20 protein-coding genes and 1 tRNA gene are annotated in these 18,761 nt (G+C 40.0%); 8 read left to right on the forward strand and 13 right to left on the reverse strand.

What is annotated here, in order from left to right; genetic code table 11:
* Nucleotides 1-12: 12 nt before the first annotated feature.
* The 7 genes from HYW21_03130 to HYW21_03160 are packed head-to-tail and all read right to left on the reverse strand — an operon-like array spanning nucleotide 13 to nucleotide 7,565.
* The gene (locus HYW21_03130) at nucleotides 13-1,260 is read right to left on the reverse strand and encodes a glycosyltransferase family 2 protein (GenBank protein MBI2548319.1); all 1,248 of its coding nucleotides are present in this window, start codon (nucleotides 1,258-1,260) and stop codon (nucleotides 13-15) included.
* Nucleotides 1,257-2,507 carry a glycosyltransferase gene (locus HYW21_03135; protein MBI2548320.1) on the reverse strand — a complete coding sequence of 417 codons (1,251 nt, stop codon included), beginning with the start codon at nucleotides 2,505-2,507 and terminating at the stop codon, nucleotides 1,257-1,259. Before HYW21_03135 ends, HYW21_03130 begins: the two co-directional genes overlap by 4 nt.
* 1 nt (nucleotide 2,508) lies before the next feature.
* A complete protein-coding gene (locus tag HYW21_03140; GenBank protein ID MBI2548321.1) occupies nucleotides 2,509-3,240 on the reverse strand; it encodes a thioredoxin domain-containing protein in 732 nt (243 codons plus the stop codon).
* Nucleotides 3,237-3,959 carry a hypothetical protein gene (locus tag HYW21_03145; protein ID MBI2548322.1) on the reverse strand — a complete coding sequence of 241 codons (723 nt, stop codon included), beginning with the start codon at nucleotides 3,957-3,959 and terminating at the stop codon, nucleotides 3,237-3,239. The genes HYW21_03140 and HYW21_03145 overlap by 4 nt, the downstream gene beginning before the upstream one ends.
* Nucleotide 3,960: 1 nt before the next feature.
* The gene (locus HYW21_03150) at nucleotides 3,961-4,485 is read right to left on the reverse strand and encodes a hypothetical protein (protein MBI2548323.1); all 525 of its coding nucleotides are present in this window, start codon (nucleotides 4,483-4,485) and stop codon (nucleotides 3,961-3,963) included.
* 24 nt (nucleotides 4,486-4,509) lie between these two features.
* Complete coding sequence (locus tag HYW21_03155) at nucleotides 4,510-6,072, reverse strand: hypothetical protein (GenBank protein ID MBI2548324.1); 1,563 nt, start codon at nucleotides 6,070-6,072, stop codon at nucleotides 4,510-4,512.
* Complete coding sequence (locus HYW21_03160; protein ID MBI2548325.1) at nucleotides 6,069-7,565, reverse strand: glycosyltransferase family 39 protein; 1,497 nt, start codon at nucleotides 7,563-7,565, stop codon at nucleotides 6,069-6,071. The genes HYW21_03155 and HYW21_03160 overlap by 4 nt, the downstream gene beginning before the upstream one ends.
* A 165-nt stretch (nucleotides 7,566-7,730) precedes the next feature.
* Between HYW21_03160 and radB the strand changes: the two genes are divergently transcribed.
* The 3 genes from radB to HYW21_03175 all read left to right on the forward strand — a co-directional run bounded on the left by radB (nucleotide 7,731) and on the right by HYW21_03175 (nucleotide 10,337).
* Entirely contained in the window at nucleotides 7,731-8,417 is a 687-nt protein-coding gene (gene radB, locus HYW21_03165) for a DNA repair and recombination protein RadB (GenBank protein ID MBI2548326.1), read from the forward strand.
* Nucleotides 8,418-8,504: 87 nt separating this feature from the next.
* Complete coding sequence (locus tag HYW21_03170) at nucleotides 8,505-8,711, forward strand: hypothetical protein (GenBank protein MBI2548327.1); 207 nt, start codon at nucleotides 8,505-8,507, stop codon at nucleotides 8,709-8,711.
* 144 nt (nucleotides 8,712-8,855) lie between these two features.
* On the forward strand, nucleotides 8,856-10,337 hold the full coding sequence (locus HYW21_03175; GenBank protein ID MBI2548328.1) for a glycine--tRNA ligase: 1,482 nt from the start codon (nucleotides 8,856-8,858) through the stop codon (nucleotides 10,335-10,337).
* Between the two features lie 27 nt (nucleotides 10,338-10,364).
* Here HYW21_03175 and HYW21_03180 read toward each other — a convergent pair whose 3' ends face one another.
* The 3 genes from HYW21_03180 to HYW21_03190 form a co-directional block, all read right to left on the reverse strand.
* Nucleotides 10,365-10,748, reverse strand: coding sequence for a VOC family protein (locus HYW21_03180; protein ID MBI2548329.1), 384 nt, complete (start codon nucleotides 10,746-10,748; stop codon nucleotides 10,365-10,367).
* 167 nt (nucleotides 10,749-10,915) lie between these two features.
* On the reverse strand, nucleotides 10,916-11,755 hold the full coding sequence (locus HYW21_03185) for a zinc metalloprotease HtpX (GenBank protein ID MBI2548330.1): 840 nt from the start codon (nucleotides 11,753-11,755) through the stop codon (nucleotides 10,916-10,918).
* A 100-nt stretch (nucleotides 11,756-11,855) separates the two neighbouring features.
* Nucleotides 11,856-12,212 (reverse strand): toprim domain-containing protein, encoded by a 357-nt coding sequence (locus tag HYW21_03190; protein ID MBI2548331.1) that lies wholly within the window; start codon nucleotides 12,210-12,212, stop codon nucleotides 11,856-11,858.
* 150 nt (nucleotides 12,213-12,362) lie between these two features.
* Between HYW21_03190 and HYW21_03195 the strand changes: the two genes are divergently transcribed.
* Both HYW21_03195 and HYW21_03200 read left to right on the forward strand, forming a co-directional pair.
* Nucleotides 12,363-13,793 carry a hypothetical protein gene (locus HYW21_03195; protein ID MBI2548332.1) on the forward strand — a complete coding sequence of 477 codons (1,431 nt, stop codon included), beginning with the start codon at nucleotides 12,363-12,365 and terminating at the stop codon, nucleotides 13,791-13,793.
* A 153-nt stretch (nucleotides 13,794-13,946) separates the two neighbouring features.
* A complete protein-coding gene (locus tag HYW21_03200) occupies nucleotides 13,947-14,795 on the forward strand; it encodes a VIT1/CCC1 transporter family protein (protein MBI2548333.1) in 849 nt (282 codons plus the stop codon).
* Between the two features lie 17 nt (nucleotides 14,796-14,812).
* Here the strand turns inward: HYW21_03200 and HYW21_03205 are convergent.
* Nucleotides 14,813-14,899: transfer RNA gene (locus HYW21_03205), tRNA-Gln, on the reverse strand.
* Nucleotides 14,900-15,062: 163 nt separating this feature from the next.
* Between HYW21_03205 and HYW21_03210 the strand changes: the two genes are divergently transcribed.
* The 3 genes from HYW21_03210 (at nucleotide 15,063) to HYW21_03220 (ending at nucleotide 16,656) form a co-directional block, all read left to right on the forward strand.
* Nucleotides 15,063-15,326, forward strand: a complete 264-nt coding sequence (locus HYW21_03210) for a PRC-barrel domain-containing protein (protein ID MBI2548334.1) — start codon at nucleotides 15,063-15,065, stop codon at nucleotides 15,324-15,326.
* Nucleotides 15,327-15,406: 80 nt separating this feature from the next.
* Entirely contained in the window at nucleotides 15,407-16,387 is a 981-nt protein-coding gene (locus HYW21_03215; GenBank protein MBI2548335.1) for a replication factor C small subunit, read from the forward strand.
* Nucleotides 16,387-16,656: a hypothetical protein gene (locus HYW21_03220; protein MBI2548336.1), complete on the forward strand. Its 270-nt coding sequence runs from the start codon at nucleotides 16,387-16,389 to the stop codon at nucleotides 16,654-16,656. Before HYW21_03215 ends, HYW21_03220 begins: the two co-directional genes overlap by 1 nt.
* A 29-nt stretch (nucleotides 16,657-16,685) precedes the next feature.
* Here HYW21_03220 and HYW21_03225 read toward each other — a convergent pair whose 3' ends face one another.
* A complete protein-coding gene (locus HYW21_03225; protein MBI2548337.1) occupies nucleotides 16,686-17,654 on the reverse strand; it encodes a hypothetical protein in 969 nt (322 codons plus the stop codon).
* A gap of 67 nt (nucleotides 17,655-17,721) precedes the next feature.
* Nucleotides 17,722-18,735 (reverse strand): hypothetical protein, encoded by a 1,014-nt coding sequence (locus HYW21_03230; protein ID MBI2548338.1) that lies wholly within the window; start codon nucleotides 18,733-18,735, stop codon nucleotides 17,722-17,724.
* Nucleotides 18,736-18,761 lie beyond the last annotated feature (26 nt).

Below are 18,761 nucleotides of genomic sequence, written 5' to 3' on the forward strand. Positions count from 1 at the left end.
GTCAGGCTTCGCTTATTCATTCTTTTTCCATTTGTTGTACTGTTCCTTTTTGAAATACTCTGGAATACAAATAATCTGAATCATCATCATGAGAAGCCAGAAGGGGAACATAAAAAATAAGGGAATGAGATGCCAGAGATCAATTTTCTTATCATACTTAAGAATAGCTATAAGATATAATGGATAGGATAAAAGCGTTGCAAGAATTCCTGCAATAGTTATGAAGGTCAAGGGAGTTTGGCCTTGGAAGACGGTTATCATCCACTTAATGGTACCAACAAGAGAAAACCATTCAAAAAAGAATTTCAAAACCAACCAATTGAAATAGATTCCTTTAGAATAAAAATAGGTAGTGTATCCAGAAATGATCTGATAAACAAGCCACGAACCCATAATTAGAGATTGGACATAACCAAAAAGGAATAAAGGTAGGGTATAGAGATCAATAATGGAGTTGTTCAATTGTAAATGTTTCTTTAATAATTTAATGAGACCTCGTGCAAACCTTGTTCGTTGTCTGAAAAACCCTTTGGCATCATAGGGCATATTGGTTTCAGCCATTGCTTTTTCTGAAAAACCGATAGTATATCCCTTCCGGATAAGTCTAATAGTGACGTCAGCATCTTCTGAAAAACAATCAGTGCTAAAACCCCCTATCTCGAGAAGTTCTTTTTTGCGGTAAACACTGAGCGGCCCAGGTGTAGTAATGTTCGCATTTACCTTGCTAAATATATTTCTCATCAGGGAATAATATATTTCTCCGATATGGAGCCATAAGCAGATGAATTTCTTTCTATTTTTGACCTTTACCGGGCAACATGCAGCCACAACATTTTTCTTCTCAACTTCTTTTGTGAGCTCAGTAAGAGAATCTTTATGAATAACGCTATCTGCATCTACGACGGCAATGAGATCACCTTTCGCTAGAGCAAGGGCTTTATTGATTGCATTTGACTTTCCAGTGTGTTCTGTTTTCAGTAAGGTAACCTTGAATCGAGCAACAATCTCGCTTGTTTTATCCTTACTGCCATCGTCAACCACAATGATCTCCTTATCACCATCAAAACGAGCATCAATGACTGAGGCGAGACAGTCTGCTATATATTTTTCTTCGTTGTGAGCAGGAATAATAATGCTGATGCTGTTGAATTTTTTTTCAGCAATAGCCGATTTTCTCTTGATGAATAAGAGGACGTAATAAGAAAGAATGACTACAAAAAAGATGACGGTTATTGTATTCGTGAGAAGTTGTATAGTCATTTTCCATTGACAAAATGATCATTGCCAACTTTTGGCGTGCAGAACCAGTGCAGCGGATGATTGATGAGTGCTTTGCAAAAAGCGATCGTATTGTTCATAGCTAGGACAATTCCGAGCGTAAACGTCGTTGCTATAAGGTACTTTGTCTCCCCAAGTAATCCTCGCTTGTAAAGAGTGACCATCCCCATCAGGAAAAATCCAGCGGTATACATAAATCGTGAGAGCAGATCGAAAATATCCATCATATTGAACAATTGAGGTTCTCCTAGAAACCAACCTCCAAACCCAAAAAAGGTCATGGCTATGATTATTGGGGCGATGATATTTCCGAGGGTAATGTAGATTATCATCAAGCGCTGCTTCATGGTTAACTCTTTTCCAATAAGAATGGTCCGTGCATTATCCATGAAAACACGAACATTTCCATAGCACCAGCGCATCTGTTGTTTAAGAAAACTTTCGAAGGTTTCAGGAACTTCACTTTGATTTTCATAATCGAGGTAGATAGTCGTATACCCGTTGATGAGCAGATGAAAACTCAAATCAGCATCTTCGGTTACGCTCTTCGTGTTCCATCCTCCTACCTTTTCAAAGGCGCTTCTTCGTAATGCACCGCCTGTTCCGCAGAAGAAAACACAGTTTATTTTATTGTTGATGGGCATGATGATGGTGTGGTAGACCATCAAAAGATAGGAAGCGAATCGAGTGATAAAGTTATAGTCTTTATTGTAAAATCCCTGTCTGGTTTGTACTAAGGCAACCTTTGGGTCTGAAAATGGTTCAATAACTCTTTTAAGAAAATCTCTCTTTGGTGTCCAATCTGCATCAAAGAGAACAAGAATTTCTCCTCTCGTCATCTGCATTGCATTCTGTAATGCTCCTGCTTTGAAGCCTTCACGATGATTACGGTGAATATACTTTACAAAGCCGGGATGTTTATCAGCGAATTGTTTGAGTTTTTCTTGCGTTTCTTGATTGGTGCTATCATCTGCGATAATTATTTCATACTTTTCCTTTGGATAGTCAAAGGCCATACAATGCTTGACACACCGCATCGCAATAGGGTCATTATAAGTTGGAATCTGAACACTGATAAAAGGCAAGGTCTTTAATTTCTTATATCGAGTAGGTTGTTGTTTAAGCGAAAGGTTTAGAAGAACAAACAAGAGAAAGAGTACAGAGATAAAAATAATCGGAACGAGAGTGAGATTGTAAATCCACAGTGAAAGATCATAGAGCATGCTCATCTTAATCACCAAGTCTTACTTGATAATCCCGTATTGTTTTTTTCATTTTTTCATAAGTTGGCAAACCATTGAGAAGCGTATTGCCTCTCCCCTGAATACCAATATACATGCGTGGAAGAATCCCACTCATCCCAAAATTTTCAACTTCTGACATATCATAGAGAATGTCAGTGAGCGGCTCTCCATTGAAGCATTCATTAAACCTTGCCGTAGATGTATTGTCTTCTGTTTTGACGATACTTTCAACATCTTCGGGCCTTTTTCCGGTACTATACACCTCGAGAAGAAGCGGATAGTATTGTTCTGGATAGATCCTTGATAAACAGCTAAAGGCCTGTGCATATAAAAAGGTATCACTTTTTTCTTGGATATCTCTTGTCGTGAGGTAGTTTTTGTAGGTAAATTTCACCTTTCCTGTGGCAATATACTCTCTCTCGATTTGGGGAAGATACACGCTCATGAATGTTTGTGATGCAGGTGATGTTGGAGTTAGATAGACAATAAGCGTAATACTGGCGTTTTCACTTCCATGCCAGAGGTTATTTCCAGTTTCGGGAGTTGTGCTCAGATAAAAGTCATATAATCCAGCAACATTCCTCTCTTCAGCGAGTTCTTTGGCTAAAGGTTTCTTAGTAAACTCTGTTTTTGCAAACCCGGTTGCAATGAGTGCTATATAGGCAATGAGAAAAAAAATAAGACCATACAATATCCACTGCGGTTTACGAAGCTTCATTTTATGTCCGATTTTATATCCGACAAATTTTTCATTAATTCTTCTGCAGTGAAGACCTGTCCTTGGTATACTTCTTCTGAAAAGATTAAGGCAGGTGTCATAGTAATGTTGTAATACTCTTTTAAGTCTTGGACAATTAGTTCCTCGGTACTGCTGTCAACCACAAAAAGCATAAGCTCTTTTCCACCAGTCCGTACTTTCTTTCTGAGTTCATCGAGTTCTTCTCCTTGCCGGGTACACGTATTGCAGGTTGGCGTATAAAAATAAAGCCCGACGATAGACTCATGGCCACATTGTTCATAGAGGTCTTTTGCAACAATCCACGTTCGAATGGAGTGTTGGGTGTATTGTTTTTTCAGAGCAAGGTATTCTGGAGAGAGTACATTATTTTTTTCAAATTCTTCAAGTCGAAAAGGCAAGGTTGCCCAGTAATCACTCAAGAGATCGGTTAATTTTCCCATAGCGATACGTGAAAAATTACATCTTTCTTTCTCACTAAGTGTATTCAGAAATTGTTGTTCCATCTGCCAACTTTGAAGATTTGAATCCATCAGGCGTACATATTCTCTGAGGCTTTCATATTCCTGCTGGGTTTCCTTTTTGAGTAGGTTATTCGCAAAAAGGCCACTGACGACGCCAAGCACATAAAGCACAATTGAAAGAACAATGGCTATGGTTATCAAACGTACTCGTTGTTGCTTAACGTTATTTTTTTGCATGTTAATCACGATACGCAATAGAATCTTTTGCAACTCCGTAGAGATTTTTATAATAAGAAATACCGGTTATGAATAGGAGTATGCTCCAAATAAACAGGGCATACGGCAACACAGGGATCCACCCAAAGAGCAACAAAGGGGTTGCTGCATAAAAGAGCGTCATGAGTAAGTGTGTGTACTTCATTTCCCTTTTCAGTATGGCAAAAAGGCCCTTTATAAGGATGCTCCCCATAAATAAAATAAACGTGCCTAGGAAAAAATACAAAAATGCTAAAGAGAGAGACATTCCTGCCAGATAGTTCACGAGCCTCAGGTACTGAACATCAGCAGAAAGTGCCATCTCAAAATAGAATGCACGAGCTAAACCGAAACCGAAATTAAAGAAACCAGCAACAATTCCTAATGTTACCAGAAGTATCAGATAATCGATGAGTACACTTTCAAAACGCCTCTGGTAGACTACAGAAAATTCTCGGTCTGGATGAACAAGAATGTTCCATCCTCGATGAAGGGCTTTAGTGATCATACTTCATGCAGGAGATTTTTGTTTTTATATATCTTTCGTAACATTTTTTCTCATGACTTCCCAAATGTCTACGTCATTACTCGTATAGACCTTCCTAAAGGTTTCATTATTACGAAACAAAAATAATAATCCCTCTTCTTTTCCTTTCCAAACCAACCCGGTTTTCATTGTTTCATCCACCCAAATATAATCAACATCTTCTTGATCCAAAAGTTCTTTTGTTCTTTTCAGATTTCTTGAGGTAAACGTCTCATTCACTTTTGCAAAACGCTTGATGCTCAATTCTTTATCGTTTGAAGCATAGATGTAAGAGTAGCTGTCGACAAGTACGGTTCGGTCTGCATAATATTGGATCAAGAATCCTTTGGTAGGATGAGAAAGCACAACTGCATCCTCTTGACTATTTTTCTGAAGCCAGAGAAGGCTCTGGACCTGTTCTTTCGATGGTTCAAACGTGGTAAATCGATTGAGGTAGGAAATGGTTGAAAAAAGAAGCCCACAGACAATGAGCAATAATGTTAGTTGCCGTACAATTTGTAGCTCCCATTGCATACTGCTTAATTTCAGGATCATGCTTCCGGCAAAAATCGAAAAGACAAACAAGAGATAATGATTAACCTTTACCTGGGTTACTATAACAAAGAGAAGAAAACCCAACAAAATAAGATTAATAAAAATATGCTTCAATTGCTTTGTCCATAACGCCCCAAATCCGATAATCCCCAAAAGAAAATGGAAAATACCAAAGCCACTCGCTGCACCAAGATCTGCAATAAGTTGCTGGTAGAATTGTGTTCCGGTTACTCCAGGCTCTTCCTTAAGCAAGGGCGGGAGCGTAAGATGAAGTAGTGAAGAGGTAACGACCATGCTAAAGAGGATGAGCAGAAGTAGATACAGACGTTCTTTTTTCAAAAGAGTAAGTACGAGAAGCATTAAAAAGCTAATCATAATATCAAGATAATCGTGCATGCCTATTAGGATAAAGGGTAACAGCACAAGCATTTGTTTTGCTCGTACGGGTGGATCATCATCCTTTTGTTTTTGTTCCGCATGAAGTAAGAGATAAATGCCAAGAAGATTTAGAAAAATAAGAAAGCTTTCTTTGTTTACCGTGTCGAACATAAAAATATAAATGGGCGAGATGGCCACCAGTCCACTGATAATAAAGCGAAGGGTTACTGACTGTGCATTTTCACTAGGAGATTTCTGAAATTCATGCATAAGGTATTTTAGGATAGCCATAAACAGATAAAGGGATAATAAACCCAAAAATAAGGGAACAAGAATACTAGCAAGATTCATTCCTACAAGTAAAGCAACACCGGCAAGAAGAAAATGGTAGGGCGTAATGACATACGTACGTCCTCCAGTAACCTGTTCGTCATACCAAAATGGCCATGCTGAAATTCGTGAAGCATCAAAAAGCCCTGATGCAATTCTCAGATGATAGGAAGATTCTGCTCCAATCGGTAATGGTTCTCCGGTAAAGTATCTCCCTGCTAATGGAAGAGAGAGAAGAAGCCCTGCTACGAGAAGGAGTACTATTCTCCATCGTGATTCATGTCTGGTAATCCATGCAGTTGTCATCTTTCCTCAAGAATGCAGAGACTTTCATATATCTTTGCCCCTTCTGCATATGTTAACACAAAACATTCTCGGTCTGCATAGGGTAAGGAATTTATGTTATATCGTTCCATTGTTCGTTCTGATAACAAAATATATCGTGCATGATATTTGTTAGCAATCGCAATGGCATTGGTTTTGTAAGGGGTCGTGTAAATCTCCTCTAAATCCTGAAGCCGTTCATCGACATCATCAATGAGCAAGAATTGGGCATCTGCGATATTTTTCCTTTGGCCTAATGCAGTAACAAGATGGCCTTCTTCAAGAGGCGTAATAACACTGGAGTTAGCGTAGGTGTTGTTGACAAGCCAGGTAAATGCAGCTATTGTCTGTTTTGTAGTTCCCATCTGTTGTTGCTTTTGGAGCGACGCCACGGTTGGGTATAGAGAGGTAATAACAAACACTATGGAGAGAATGACAATGACAAGCGTTCTGGTGTGTGCAAGCTTTGTTTTTTCGAGATATTCAAAGAATCGTCTGAAGAATTCACTGAAGAGAAGAGCCAAAACACTTCCTAAAAACATAAGTCCGGCGGTCACGGCAATAAGTTTTAACCATAACAGGAGTGAAACGGCAATGGCAAACGAAAGCAAGAAGAAAATTGCTTTTCGCTTTTGTCCAACAAGGGACTTGTAAATCACCCAAATACCACAAATAAAGGGGATAATGCCTATCTGGTAAATTGCCTGGAGAACAGAAATTTGTGTAAAATGCTTCGCTAATAGCGATGAAGGAATATTTTGCCAGATAACTCCCAAACCATGATATAAAAGAGCGTCTTTATACATAAGGAAATAGAACCATAGGTAAAATAACAGCGCAAAAATAGTTACTTCGATTTCTCCACGAGTAAGTTCTATTCGTTCAACAAGCGCAATGATAAGATAAATTCCCATAGCAAGAAGAATAATAAACGAAGAAGGATGAAAGAGGAGAAGCGCAACTAATGCAATAACAAAGTGGTTAAAATTTCTCTCTTTTTTGATAAAGAGGTAGGCGAGAAGAAAGGTTCCAAAAATCATAAGTGTATACACCGAACCGGTGTTAAAGGTTTCGGTCACAAAGATAGGAATAAACCCAGCAATGAGGGCTGTAAACAATGCTGCATCCTTTGTTTTTGTGATGTCTTCAGCGATAAGATAGGCAATAAAAATAAATGAACTAGCGAAAATATTTGGGAGGATTTTAATGACCAGAAGAGTAGGTATCCCTAAGCTGAAAAAAGCTAACAGGTAGGCATACACAGGGTTAAAGAGTAAAAATCGTCCACCATAGCTTAAAGGGTCATGAAATAATGGCGTACCGGTTTTGGTGATATGCTCTACATTGCGAAGCAGAAAATATGAATCAGCATCGCTTAATCCTTCTAGTTGGAATGCAACGTACAGCCGTATTCCTAGCGTAATTAAAAAAATGAAAACTAGGATCGTTTTTATGAGGTAATTATTGCTGCTCAAGGAGCATCATGAGTCGTGTTGAGATCTCTTCTTTATACTCGAAATTTCTCTTTATCGAATCTCTTTATCTTAGGAGGGGTTGCCTTAATAAAGGTATCGCCCAAATTTATGACAAACAAACCTTTTTATAGAGGTTTTCCTTTCTTTCCCGAGGATAAGCAACGTATGGACACAAAAATCTCTTCGGGAACTGAAGTTTTTGATACCTTTCTTCAAGGGGGCTATGATCGGGATGTCATTACCACGATCTATGGTCCGGGTGGAGTAGGAAAAACCTGTCTCTGTACTCTTTGTAGCATTGCGGTTATTAACCGTGGTAAGAAAGTAATATATATTGACACTGAGGGGGGATTCTCTTTGGCGAGACTACAACAACTTACCCCCCACTATGCCACTGTTCTTAACCATATCCTTTTTCTTAAGCCAAGTCATTTCGAAGAACAGAAGCGTATCATTGAGAAGCTCAGAACAATTGCCACTGAATCAATCGGTCTCATTGTTGTCGATACAATTGGGATGTTGTACCGTTTAGAGTTTACTAAAGACGAGGCTGTTTTTGATCTTAACCGAGAGCTTGGAAAACAACTTGTCTGCTTGGCTGATATTGCACGGAAGCGAAACATCCCTGTTCTTGTTGCAAATCAAGTTTACTCAGCTGTGGCTGAGGCAAATGGAGTTCGGATGGTTGGTGGCGATATTCTTCTGTATGGAAGTAAGTGTTTAATTGAATTACAGAAAGAACAAAAAAATCTAAGGAAAGCAATCTTAAAAAAACATCGAAGCCTTCCTGAGCAAGAGATGTGTTTTCACATTGTTCAAGAGGGAATAGAACGAGCGATAAGGCAAGGATGAAAATCTTTAGAAAAAGACAAAGATAGGTTTATAAACAATTTCAATTTTCCCTTCTTTTTCTGAACCTGTACGTAGGAGGTGGAATGTATGAAGAAGGCATACGACGAAGACATGGAAGAAGATGCTGAAGAAACTAAAGAGGAATCTGACGACGAAGACATGGAAGAAGATGCTGAAGAAGAAGAATCTGATGACGACGAGGATAGTGAAGAAGAAGAGTCTGACGATGATGATGAGGACGCTGATAAAGACGACAAGGACGACGAACCATTTGAAGAAGAGGACAAATATTAAGTTGGACTTTAAATCTTTTATATAGTCTATAGACTGTTTTTTCTGTTTTTTTCTTTTTTCTTACGTTCCTTACCTTTGTTTCTTCTTTGTTCGATCGTTGAAATAAGAGAAATGCTTTTAAATGCAAACCCTTCTCTTAACTTTATGAGTATAACGATTGAAGAAATGGCGTCGTTTTGCAAACGAAAAGGCTTTGTTTATTCTGGAGCTGAAATTTATGGGGGTATAGCGGGATTCTTTGATTATGGGCATTTAGGTGTCGAGCTTAAGAATAACCTCAAGGCAGTGTGGTGGAAGGTGCATGTACATTCACGTGAGGATATTGTTGGCATCGATGGTTCTATTATTACCAACCCAAAGGTATGGGAAGCCTCTGGTCATGTTGCTCATTTTGAGGATCTTATCCTTGTTTGTCGTCAATGTAAGCATAAAGTCAGAGCAGATCAGTTTATTGAAACAACGCTTCATCAATCTGCTGATGGATTGACTGCAGAGGCTATCCAGGATCTTATCGAAAAACACCATCTTCATTGTCCTGTATGTACAAAAGGTATGTTTGAAGCTGTTGGTCATTTTAATCTTATGTTTAAGACGCATGTTGGGCCTACAAGCGACTATGTTGCCTATCTACGGCCAGAAACCGCGCAATTGATCTTTGCAAACTTTAAATTGGTTGCTGATAATGCTCGACTGAAGTTGCCATTTGGTATTGCACAGATCGGTAAGGCATTCAGAAATGAAATTGCTCCTCGTGATTTTCTTTTTCGATGTCGGGAATTTGAGCAGATGGAAATTGAGTATTTTATTCACCCCAATCAGCTACAGATATGTCCATTTCTTAAAGACTATCTTAGTTATAGTTTGCTGATGTATGCCGTAGATCTCCAGCAGCAGGGTAAAGATCCGGTGAAGATGACTGTTCAGGAAGCTCTTGATCAGGGTATTCTTAAAACACCGTGGCATGGCTATTGGCTTGCCCATGAGCATACGTGGTTTGTTCGTCTTGGCGTTAATCCTGATCATTTACGAATCAGGCAGCACCTTCCCAAAGAAGTGAGCCATTATGCTCTCGATACGTGGGATTTGGAGTATAAATTTCCGTTTGGTTGGAAGGAATTACTGGGTATTGCTAATAGGACCGATTTTGATCTCCAACAACATATGAAACACAGCAAGGTTGATCTTTCCTTATTTGATGAAGCAACTAAACAGAAGGTTGTTCCTCATGTTGTGGCCGAGCCTTCGTTAGGACTAGATCGTGCATTTTTGGTGTTCCTCTTTGAAGCATACGAAAATGATCAGAAACGGGGAAATATTGTTCTCCATCTTCATCCACGATTAGCTCCTATTAACGTAGGAGTTTTCCCTCTCGTAGCAAAACTTGAAGAAGATGCACGAAAGCTCTATGCTCTGTTGAAGGATGAATTTGTCTGTTTTTACGATAAAAGCGGCAGTATTGGAAGAAGGTATGCACGAGCTGATGAGATTGGTATTCCCTACTGCCTTACGGTAGATTTTGATACCTTGAAGGACGGATGTGTGACGATTCGGGATAGAGAGACGACAGAACAGAAACGAGTTCCTATTAGCGAACTTAGCTTGACGTTACGGGTATTATTGTCATAAAAAAGAAAAAAATGCGCGTCTCTGTGCTTAGCGTTTTACCGTCTCCCACAACCCAATAATATTCTCTTCCGTGTCCTTGATCTGGGCATAGAATCCCATATCGCCCACAGCAACCTTCTTGCGGAAGATCTTACCCCCCTTACTCTCTACCTTTTTTACGTATTCATCAACCGAGGGAACATCAATGACAAGAACAGGAGTTTTGCTTGAATCCTTATCCCTCTTGTACATCCCGCCGTTAATGCCGCCGACTTCGGTTGGCATAAACTTCTTATCTACTGGTGTTGTCGTTATCATCCAATAAGGCATGCCAGGTGCTGCAGTAATATCCCAGCCAAAAATCTCCTTGTAAAACTTCTGTGCCCTATTGGTGTCGTCTGCCGGTATCTCAAAATGGACAACTTTGCGCATGTTTTTTCCCATAGTTTCACCTCAATCTTTATTAAAAGTTTGATCAAAGGGGTGCAACATAAAGTTGCACATCGCGGCCTTCGTGTTGTCGTAATAACCGTGCCAATAACACCATATTTCCATGCATGTAATAAATATGACTTACTGCCCGTGTTCTGGAGAAAATTCTATACCTTCATAGCCTCTAATCGCTTAATGCGCTCTTCCATGGGTGGATGGGTTGAAAGCAAGTTGGTGAATCCCTTTGCATTGAACGGATTGGCAATAAACAAACTGCTCGTAGCTGGGCTACCAAAATGCATGGGATCGTGTTGTATACCTTTCTCAAGCTTTGCTAATGCACTCGCAAGACTCTTTGGATTGCGAATAGTACGCGCGCCAGTCTCATCGGCAATATACTCTCGGGAACGGGAGATTGCTAACTGAATAAGCGTAGCAATAATAGGGGTAAGTATGGCCAATACTAAAAGTTCAAGGAGGTTACTGTCTCTATCTCTATCTCCAAAACCAAAGATAGCAGACCATCGAGCCATCATGGCAACGTAGGAAATAACTCCTGCAATGGTTGCTGCAATCGTTTGAATGAGGATATCCCTATTTTTGATATGGGCAACCTCATGGGCAATAACTCCTTTTAATTCTTCTTTAGTCAGCAGTTTCAGGATTCCTTCAGTACAGGCAACAGCCGCGTGCTTTGGATTTCTTCCGGTTGCAAACGCATTTGGGGTTGACGATGGAATAATGTATATCTTTGGCATAGGAATTCCTGCCAAGGTTGTCACTTCCTTAACGATGTGGTATAATTGTGGTTCTTTGGCTTCTGTCACCTGCTTTGCCCGGTACATCAGGAGGACGATCTTATCCGAGAAAAAATAACTTCCGACGTTGAGGACTAAGGCAAAAACAAGCCCAATAATAAGCCCGCTTGTTCCCCATAAGCTTCCGATCCATAGCATCAGGGCTGTTAAAAAGGAAAGGAGGATAAATGTTTTAAACTGATTTTTCATCATAGCGATCACCGGCATATGAAGACCTTTATGCTTTAAAAAACTTATGCATTAATGGTCTAAGAGGAGTTTTTGGGCGACTTTACATTTACTTCTCTACTTACTCTTGATAGTACGTAGATAATCCTTCGATTTGCCTCAGGGAAGTATGCCGAAGGAGAAAATGGCGGATTTCATTGTGGATTCGTACACCGTAATGGTTCAAACCTCGATGAAGTGAACCATATAATTTTTTTCCTTCTTCGTCCAAATCAGTCAAAATAATGGCATCACGATACTTGGTCGCAACTTCTTCCACAATGCTAAATAACGGTTTACTATTCAAGGTAACAATCGTATTGGTTAACCCTAATGAACGGAGTGCTGCCATATCTTTCTTACCTTCAACGATAATCGGAAATTGCGTTTCCTTTACTTTGGCAAGCAAGGCAAAAAATACTTCATGGTTTTTTTTCATAAGGATAACGAGCGAGGGATACACCATCCATGTTTTTTCTATCTTTCTATCAGTAAAAGTATATGGGTGGCCAAGTTTTAATATTTTTGTATCGCAGATTCACAACAACCCCACACAACTCTTATAAAGGAAAGAAGCCTTCTTTAGAGTATGGAGCTGTCGGAATCACCAACCCCTCAGGAATCAAACGATCAGCATAAAAGAGTTTATCCGGTAATCCCTGTAGGAACGCTTTTACGCTTTTACAAGCGTCCTGAAATTCAAGAAGCCATTGTTGCTGCTGCTCAGCAACGCGAGGTGGCAGTCCGCTTTGGTAATGCGGGTTTTGGTAAACGTCCTGATATCTTACGGTATCCAAATGATGTCCTTGAACTGGTAAAAGAAGGCGCTACATCATTCCATTGTTCAGAAGAACTTTGGCATAACCCACTGCTTTTACAAACGGGTATGAACAAGCATACGATAGAAGAGCTGCGTGTTGGATGGGATTTAGTTATTGACATTGATTGTCAGATCCTTGAGTACAGTGCTGTTGCAGGTCATCTTATTATTAATGCATTACAATATCACGGCATTACTGCGATTTCGTGTAAATTCTCAGGGAACCATGGATTTCATATTGGCGTTCCTTTTGCTTCTTTTCCTGAACGATGTTTAGGTTCTGCAACCAAGGATTTGTTTCCTGAAGCCCCTCGACGGATTGCTCGTTATCTTAAGGATATGATTGCGCCGCATCTCAGCAAAGAACTGCTCAAGAAAGACTCTTTTGAGACTATCCAAAAAAAAACAGGTAAACCAAAAGAAGAGTTGCTCAATAAACGCGTTTTTGATCCATTTACTATCCTCGATATAGACACCTTGTTATTGTCCCATCGGCATCTCTTTAGAAGCCCTTACTCCTTTAATGAAAAAAGTGGTCTCATTTCAGTGCCTATTAACCCTAAACGCATCCTTGATTTTCAACCAGTAATGGCTCGTCCTGATGTCGTGCCTCTTTCGCGATATTCATTTTTAGACCGTACACCTGAAAAACTTGGAGAGGCAACACAGTTATTAGTCCAGGCATATGATCACAAGCCACAGATTACGGAGATGATCGAAAGAAGAAAAGAAAAGGAAAATTCCTTTACGTTTATGGAATCTCAAGAAGCTATTCCCGAGGAGCTTTTTCCTCCGTGTATTCAAAAGTTATTACAGGGCCTTCCTGATGGTCGTAAGCGTGCTGTTTTTATTCTTGTTAATTTCCTCCAAAGCGTTGGATGGAGTTATGAAAAAATAGAACAACGGTTACTCGCATGGAACAAGTGCAATAATGAGCCATTGCGAGAGGTTGTTATCAAAGGCCAAATAAGGTATCATAAGGCAAACAAAAAAAAGATACTGCCGCCTAACTGCGATAATCCTGCATACTACACTGCTCTTGGCGTAAAATGCGAGGATCGTATCTGCACAAGGTGCAAGAATCCGGTAAATTATGCCAAACGAAGAATGTATCTTCAGGAGCAACCAAAGAAAAGAGGAAGAAAGAAGTCAACTGTCGATGAACCTAAACCGAATAATGATGTTCAAGAGTTGGAATAACATTGAACTATAGGAAAAGACATTAATTTTCGTAATAATTTGTATGTCTTTTCCTAATAAGCAAAGGACATAAAGTTACGGTTATTAGTGTCCTTTGCTATAGTGGATTAAAATGTTGAAATATTTATATAGGGCTAGTGTTTATTGACGTCTATGGATGTTATGTTGCAGGCCCAACGAAATGAGATCACTGAGTACCAGATCTATCACGCGTTAGCCAATAAAGTAAATGATTCTCATAATCGTAAGATCTTGGAGCGTATTGCAAAGGACGAACTCCGGCACTATCGCTTGTTAAAGAAATACACACATCAAGAGGTAAAACCAGATCGCTGGAGGGTAAACCAACACCTCTTGCTAGCATCCATTTTAGGAGTAACCTTTAGTTTACGATTTATGGAAAAAGGAGAAGTTTTTGCTCAGAAACTTTACCATACCCAGAAAACAGCGCCCTTTGATGTGCTGCTTCTGGATGAGCAGAAACATGAGAAGGCCTTGATAGGCATGCTCCACGATCAGAGAATTGCCTATGCTGGTTCTATTGTGTTGGGTTTAAATGATGCTTTAGTAGAACTTACCGGAGCACTTGCTGGCTTGAGTTTAGCCTTGGCAAATGGAAAGCTTGTTGCAATCATAGGTTCGATAACCGGATTTGCTGCAGCGCTTTCAATGGCAGCATCTGAGTACCTTTCCTCTAAAGAGGAAAAAGAAACTGAGAAAAAAGCGCTTACCGGAGCAATCTACACGGGTGTTGCTTATCTTGTGACCGTAGCCTTACTGATTTTGCCCTTTCTCTTGCTTACCAATGTCATGGCAGCTATGGTTATCATGCTTTCTACAACTATAGCTATTATCGCTTTCTACACCTTTTACATAGCAACGGCAAAAGGAACAAGGTTTTGGCCGAGATTTGTTGAAATGAGTGCAATTTCACTTGGTGTTGCCCTCATCAGCTTCTTTATTGGTTGGCTAGTGCGTGCGTATATTGGTGTAGATGTTTAATTATGGCAAAGAACATATAGCCCCGCCCGGATTCGAACCAGGGTCACAAGGTCCAGAGCCTTGTATGATTGGCCTCCTTGATTTGGCCGCTACACTACGGGGCTGTTCCTGAATCTTAAGGGTAGTTCATCTGCTTTTTAAAACTTTTTCTTATTTGATAGAAAGGTTTAAATAGAACGGCTCACTGTACAGTGTCAAATCTTAGCATAGAACTATGTATGAATTTATGTATGAATTGCCTATACGCGGGTAAGCGGGGGTTATATTATGGCTGGAGATGAAAAAAAGTTTTCACGACAATTGTTGGGAAAAACAGTAGTCAGTAAAAGTGGAAAAAGGTTTGGCGAAGTTGGTGATATTATCTTTGAAACACGCTCAGGAGAACTTATCCATCTTATTCTTTCAAATGCAACACCTTATACGGAAAAACTGGAACTTGAGAAAGACAGGGAAGGCCACATCCTTATCCCGTTCAGTGCAGTCATTGCCGTCGGTGATTTTCTCGTAGTTGCTGAGGAAGATATTATTTAGCCACTCTCTCTTTTTGATGTTTTCCTTGGTGTTTTTGTGTAAACAAAACCTATATAAAGCATTCGCTATTTACCCTTTGTATGGAATCTACCATCTGGACCGAGAAATATCGTCCAAGATTGTTTTCTCAGGTACGTGGACAAAAGGAAATCATTGCAAAGCTCGAAGCCTTTGTCAAACAGAAAAACTTGCCTCATTTGATGTTTGCTGGTAGTCCGGGTATTGGAAAAAGTACCTTAGCATTGGTTGTTGCACGCCAATTATTCGGTGAAACATGGCGGCAAAATTTCATTGAGTTGAATGCAAGTGACGAAAGAGGCATTGATGTCATTCGAAGTAAGGTAAAGGATTTTGCACGTACTAAAGCGATGGGTGATGTTCCGTTTAAGATCATTTTTCTTGATGAATGTGATGCCTTGACCAGAGAGGCTCAGCAGGCATTGCGAAGAACCATGGAGAATTATACGACAACAACGCGTTTTATTCTTTCAGCAAACTATTCCAGTAAGATCATTGAACCCATCCAAAGCCGTTGTACGGTTTTTCGTTTTAAGCCTCTTGAAAAGAAAGAAATTTTTCACCTTATCGATCATATAGCAAAAGAGGAGCATCTCAAGATTGATGAGGCAACAAAAGAAGCGCTCTTTCTGGTTACTGAAGGAGATTGTCGACGAATGGAGAATATTTTGCAGAGCTGTGCTGCAGTTGCCCAACATATTACCGAAGAGATGATCTACTCATTAGCATCAGTGGCAAAGCCTAAAGAGCTCAAGCAAGTTCTTGATCTTGCCTTGGCCAACAAATTTATCGAGGCAAGGACAAAGCTTCTGGATGTGATGCTCAAGTACGGTTTGTCTGGTACTGATATCATTAAACAGATCCAACGTGAGGTCTGGAACTTGGCAATTGATGGTAGAACTATGGTTACGCTGATAGATAAGTGTGGCGATATTGAGTTTAGGATGACTGAGGGTTCTGACGAGTATGTACAGCTTGAGGCATTACTCGCTCATGTTGCCTTACTCGGTTCTGAAAATGCTGAGAAAGAAAAGGCAAAGTAATGAAATTACCTGAAACTCCACCTCAACCTGGGGGAACATACTCTTTTCATTGGGATGCTTATCATGATAAGGCACGTCCTGATGCCAATAGTTCGATGTCAGGAGTTGGTGATTTGAGTGTCCTTTGTGATCAAAGAGGACATCGATTTGTTTACGATCCTGTAAATGGATATGCACGTCTAACAGATTTGAAGGGAAAATCCTCTCTGGCTGACCACGAGAAACTAGAATTAACTCTTGATATAATCTGTCGGGAAGAACCTCACTAGTAAACGTAAAAAAAGAAATCACTGTTCTCTTAACTATCGATATGCTTAACCATTAATTCCTGGACAATGTGTTGATTATAGTCGTAGGTAAGCCCAATGTTGACCTGTTTTTCATAATCACCGAGATCATCTATCTCCTGATTGCAGGTAATTGAGCGCTCTCCGCTATATAATTGGAAGTCTCCTTCATAGCCACTGCCAACTGCTCTTCCATTCCTGAGACCACTACATTTGAGGTCTCCGTCACTTAAGCCAGTATCTATGGTTACATGGATCCAATCTCGTTTGCTGTAGCTTTCATCACAGGAGCTGCCAGTTTGATGGGGAGATCCTTCTCCTGCATGGGTAACGGTAAATATAAAACTCACTTTATTCTTGCTTGCTACATTTTCTCTAAACGCACTGACCTTTACCGGAGCACCAGAACTTTCTGCGATCTTTTCTTCGTTTGGATTACAGAATGCAGCAGCCTTTGTCGTTCCTAAAAGATCCTCAAGCACACAGATCTTTGAGTTTGCAAAAGTACCATAACTGTAGCATGCATCTGCTTTGATATTGAAGGTAACCTGGCCGCTGACATTTCCCTGATACTGGAGGTCGTCAAAGTTAAAATTAAGAATACTTCCTGGAATAATATTGCCTTCAACATCTTTATGTCTGCCACGCATATCCTCTTCGCTGCTTGTATTTAAGTCATCCTGAGTTTTTCCAAAATCGCTTGGATCTATGCCGGTAATTTGTATGTTCACTTTTTCGATAGGAACGTCAAATTCACCCATATTCTCAACACGGAGATTAATACCAAACGGGAAATCGTGATCAAAAACCTCTTGTGGAGGAGCTCCTTCAAGGAAATTCATATCAAGACCTTCACTGCCTCCGATAAATGAGCCCAATACCTGGTTATTATTATCCTCTTGGGTGGTACATCCAACAAGTAAAATAAGAAGACTCAACAATGCAATAATGATAGATCTGGATACCATTCTCGATACCATGGTAAAAATCCTCCTCTTTTGTTCTCAAGAGATGGGGTGTTGCCTCTATATAAATCTTTTGCTTTACTTAACTCATCCGGGTTAACTCAGTGTTGATAATGCGGATATCTTTTTTGATAGAGTCCATATACCCATATTCTAGGCGAACATTCAGCGCAGTGGTGAAGGCAGCAGTATTACCTTCACCCAAATAAAATTTACAGTAAATGATACCTTCGCCATCGACGAGCGTGAGCGGAGAAGCCGGTTGGCAGGGACTCATAGGCGTTATTAGCGTACCAAGTCTTATATCATCATAATAATAATGGACTTTATCCAATCCTTGGTACTTGAGCTCAAAGGGGCATGTTCCTGTAATCGGTGAAACACCACTCGATCTCCGTACACTGCCCACGTCAACAACTCGGCCGGTACCTACATTTTTAATTTTGATCTTTACTAACGTTGAACCTTGAAATGAGTCAACAGAAATACCGGTTACTGCAACCGGAGCTCCTTGGCCTCCAGTGGTTGCAACATCCTTAACCTTACATGCCTCATTCTCCATGATCTTTGTTGGATCCGGATCAACACAGAGCGAAATACTGGCATCCGTAGCATATTTGTAGCATGCAGTTGCCACAATTGTTGGTTTGTATTCGTCAATTTTTCCAAGGACCATACCCCCCGTGGTGTAAAATTTATCGCAAATACTGTATCCGCCTTCAGGATTGAATAGGCTCTTTCCTTCGAGTTGCCCATTATTGAGACAACTAAAGATATCGCTACTTGTCGTGAACAGAGGAATGAGTATGGGATCAAATCCCGAGAGATAAAGAATGCCATCATCAGGAGTTCGAATAGGTTCAGTCCCTTTATTTCGCACTTCAATCATGAATTGGAGATCTTGATCACTAAAGATGTTAGCAGGTGGATTGTCCTTCACGAATCGTAAGTCCAGTCCGACACTGCCGGTATGCACATCATACGTACGCTTATCATCCTCGTTTCCTTTGCGCTTAAAGGCAGTACATCCGGTAAGACTAATAATCATAATGATCAGGAGAAGATACATGAACATCACTCTTTTTTTCTTATTCATGGCCGTGCCTTTTTTTGCTTTTTGGT

The sequence above is a fragment of the Candidatus Woesearchaeota archaeon genome (assembly GCA_016187565.1).
Taxonomy (GTDB): Archaea; Nanobdellota; Nanobdellia; order Woesearchaeales; family JACPJR01; genus JACPJR01.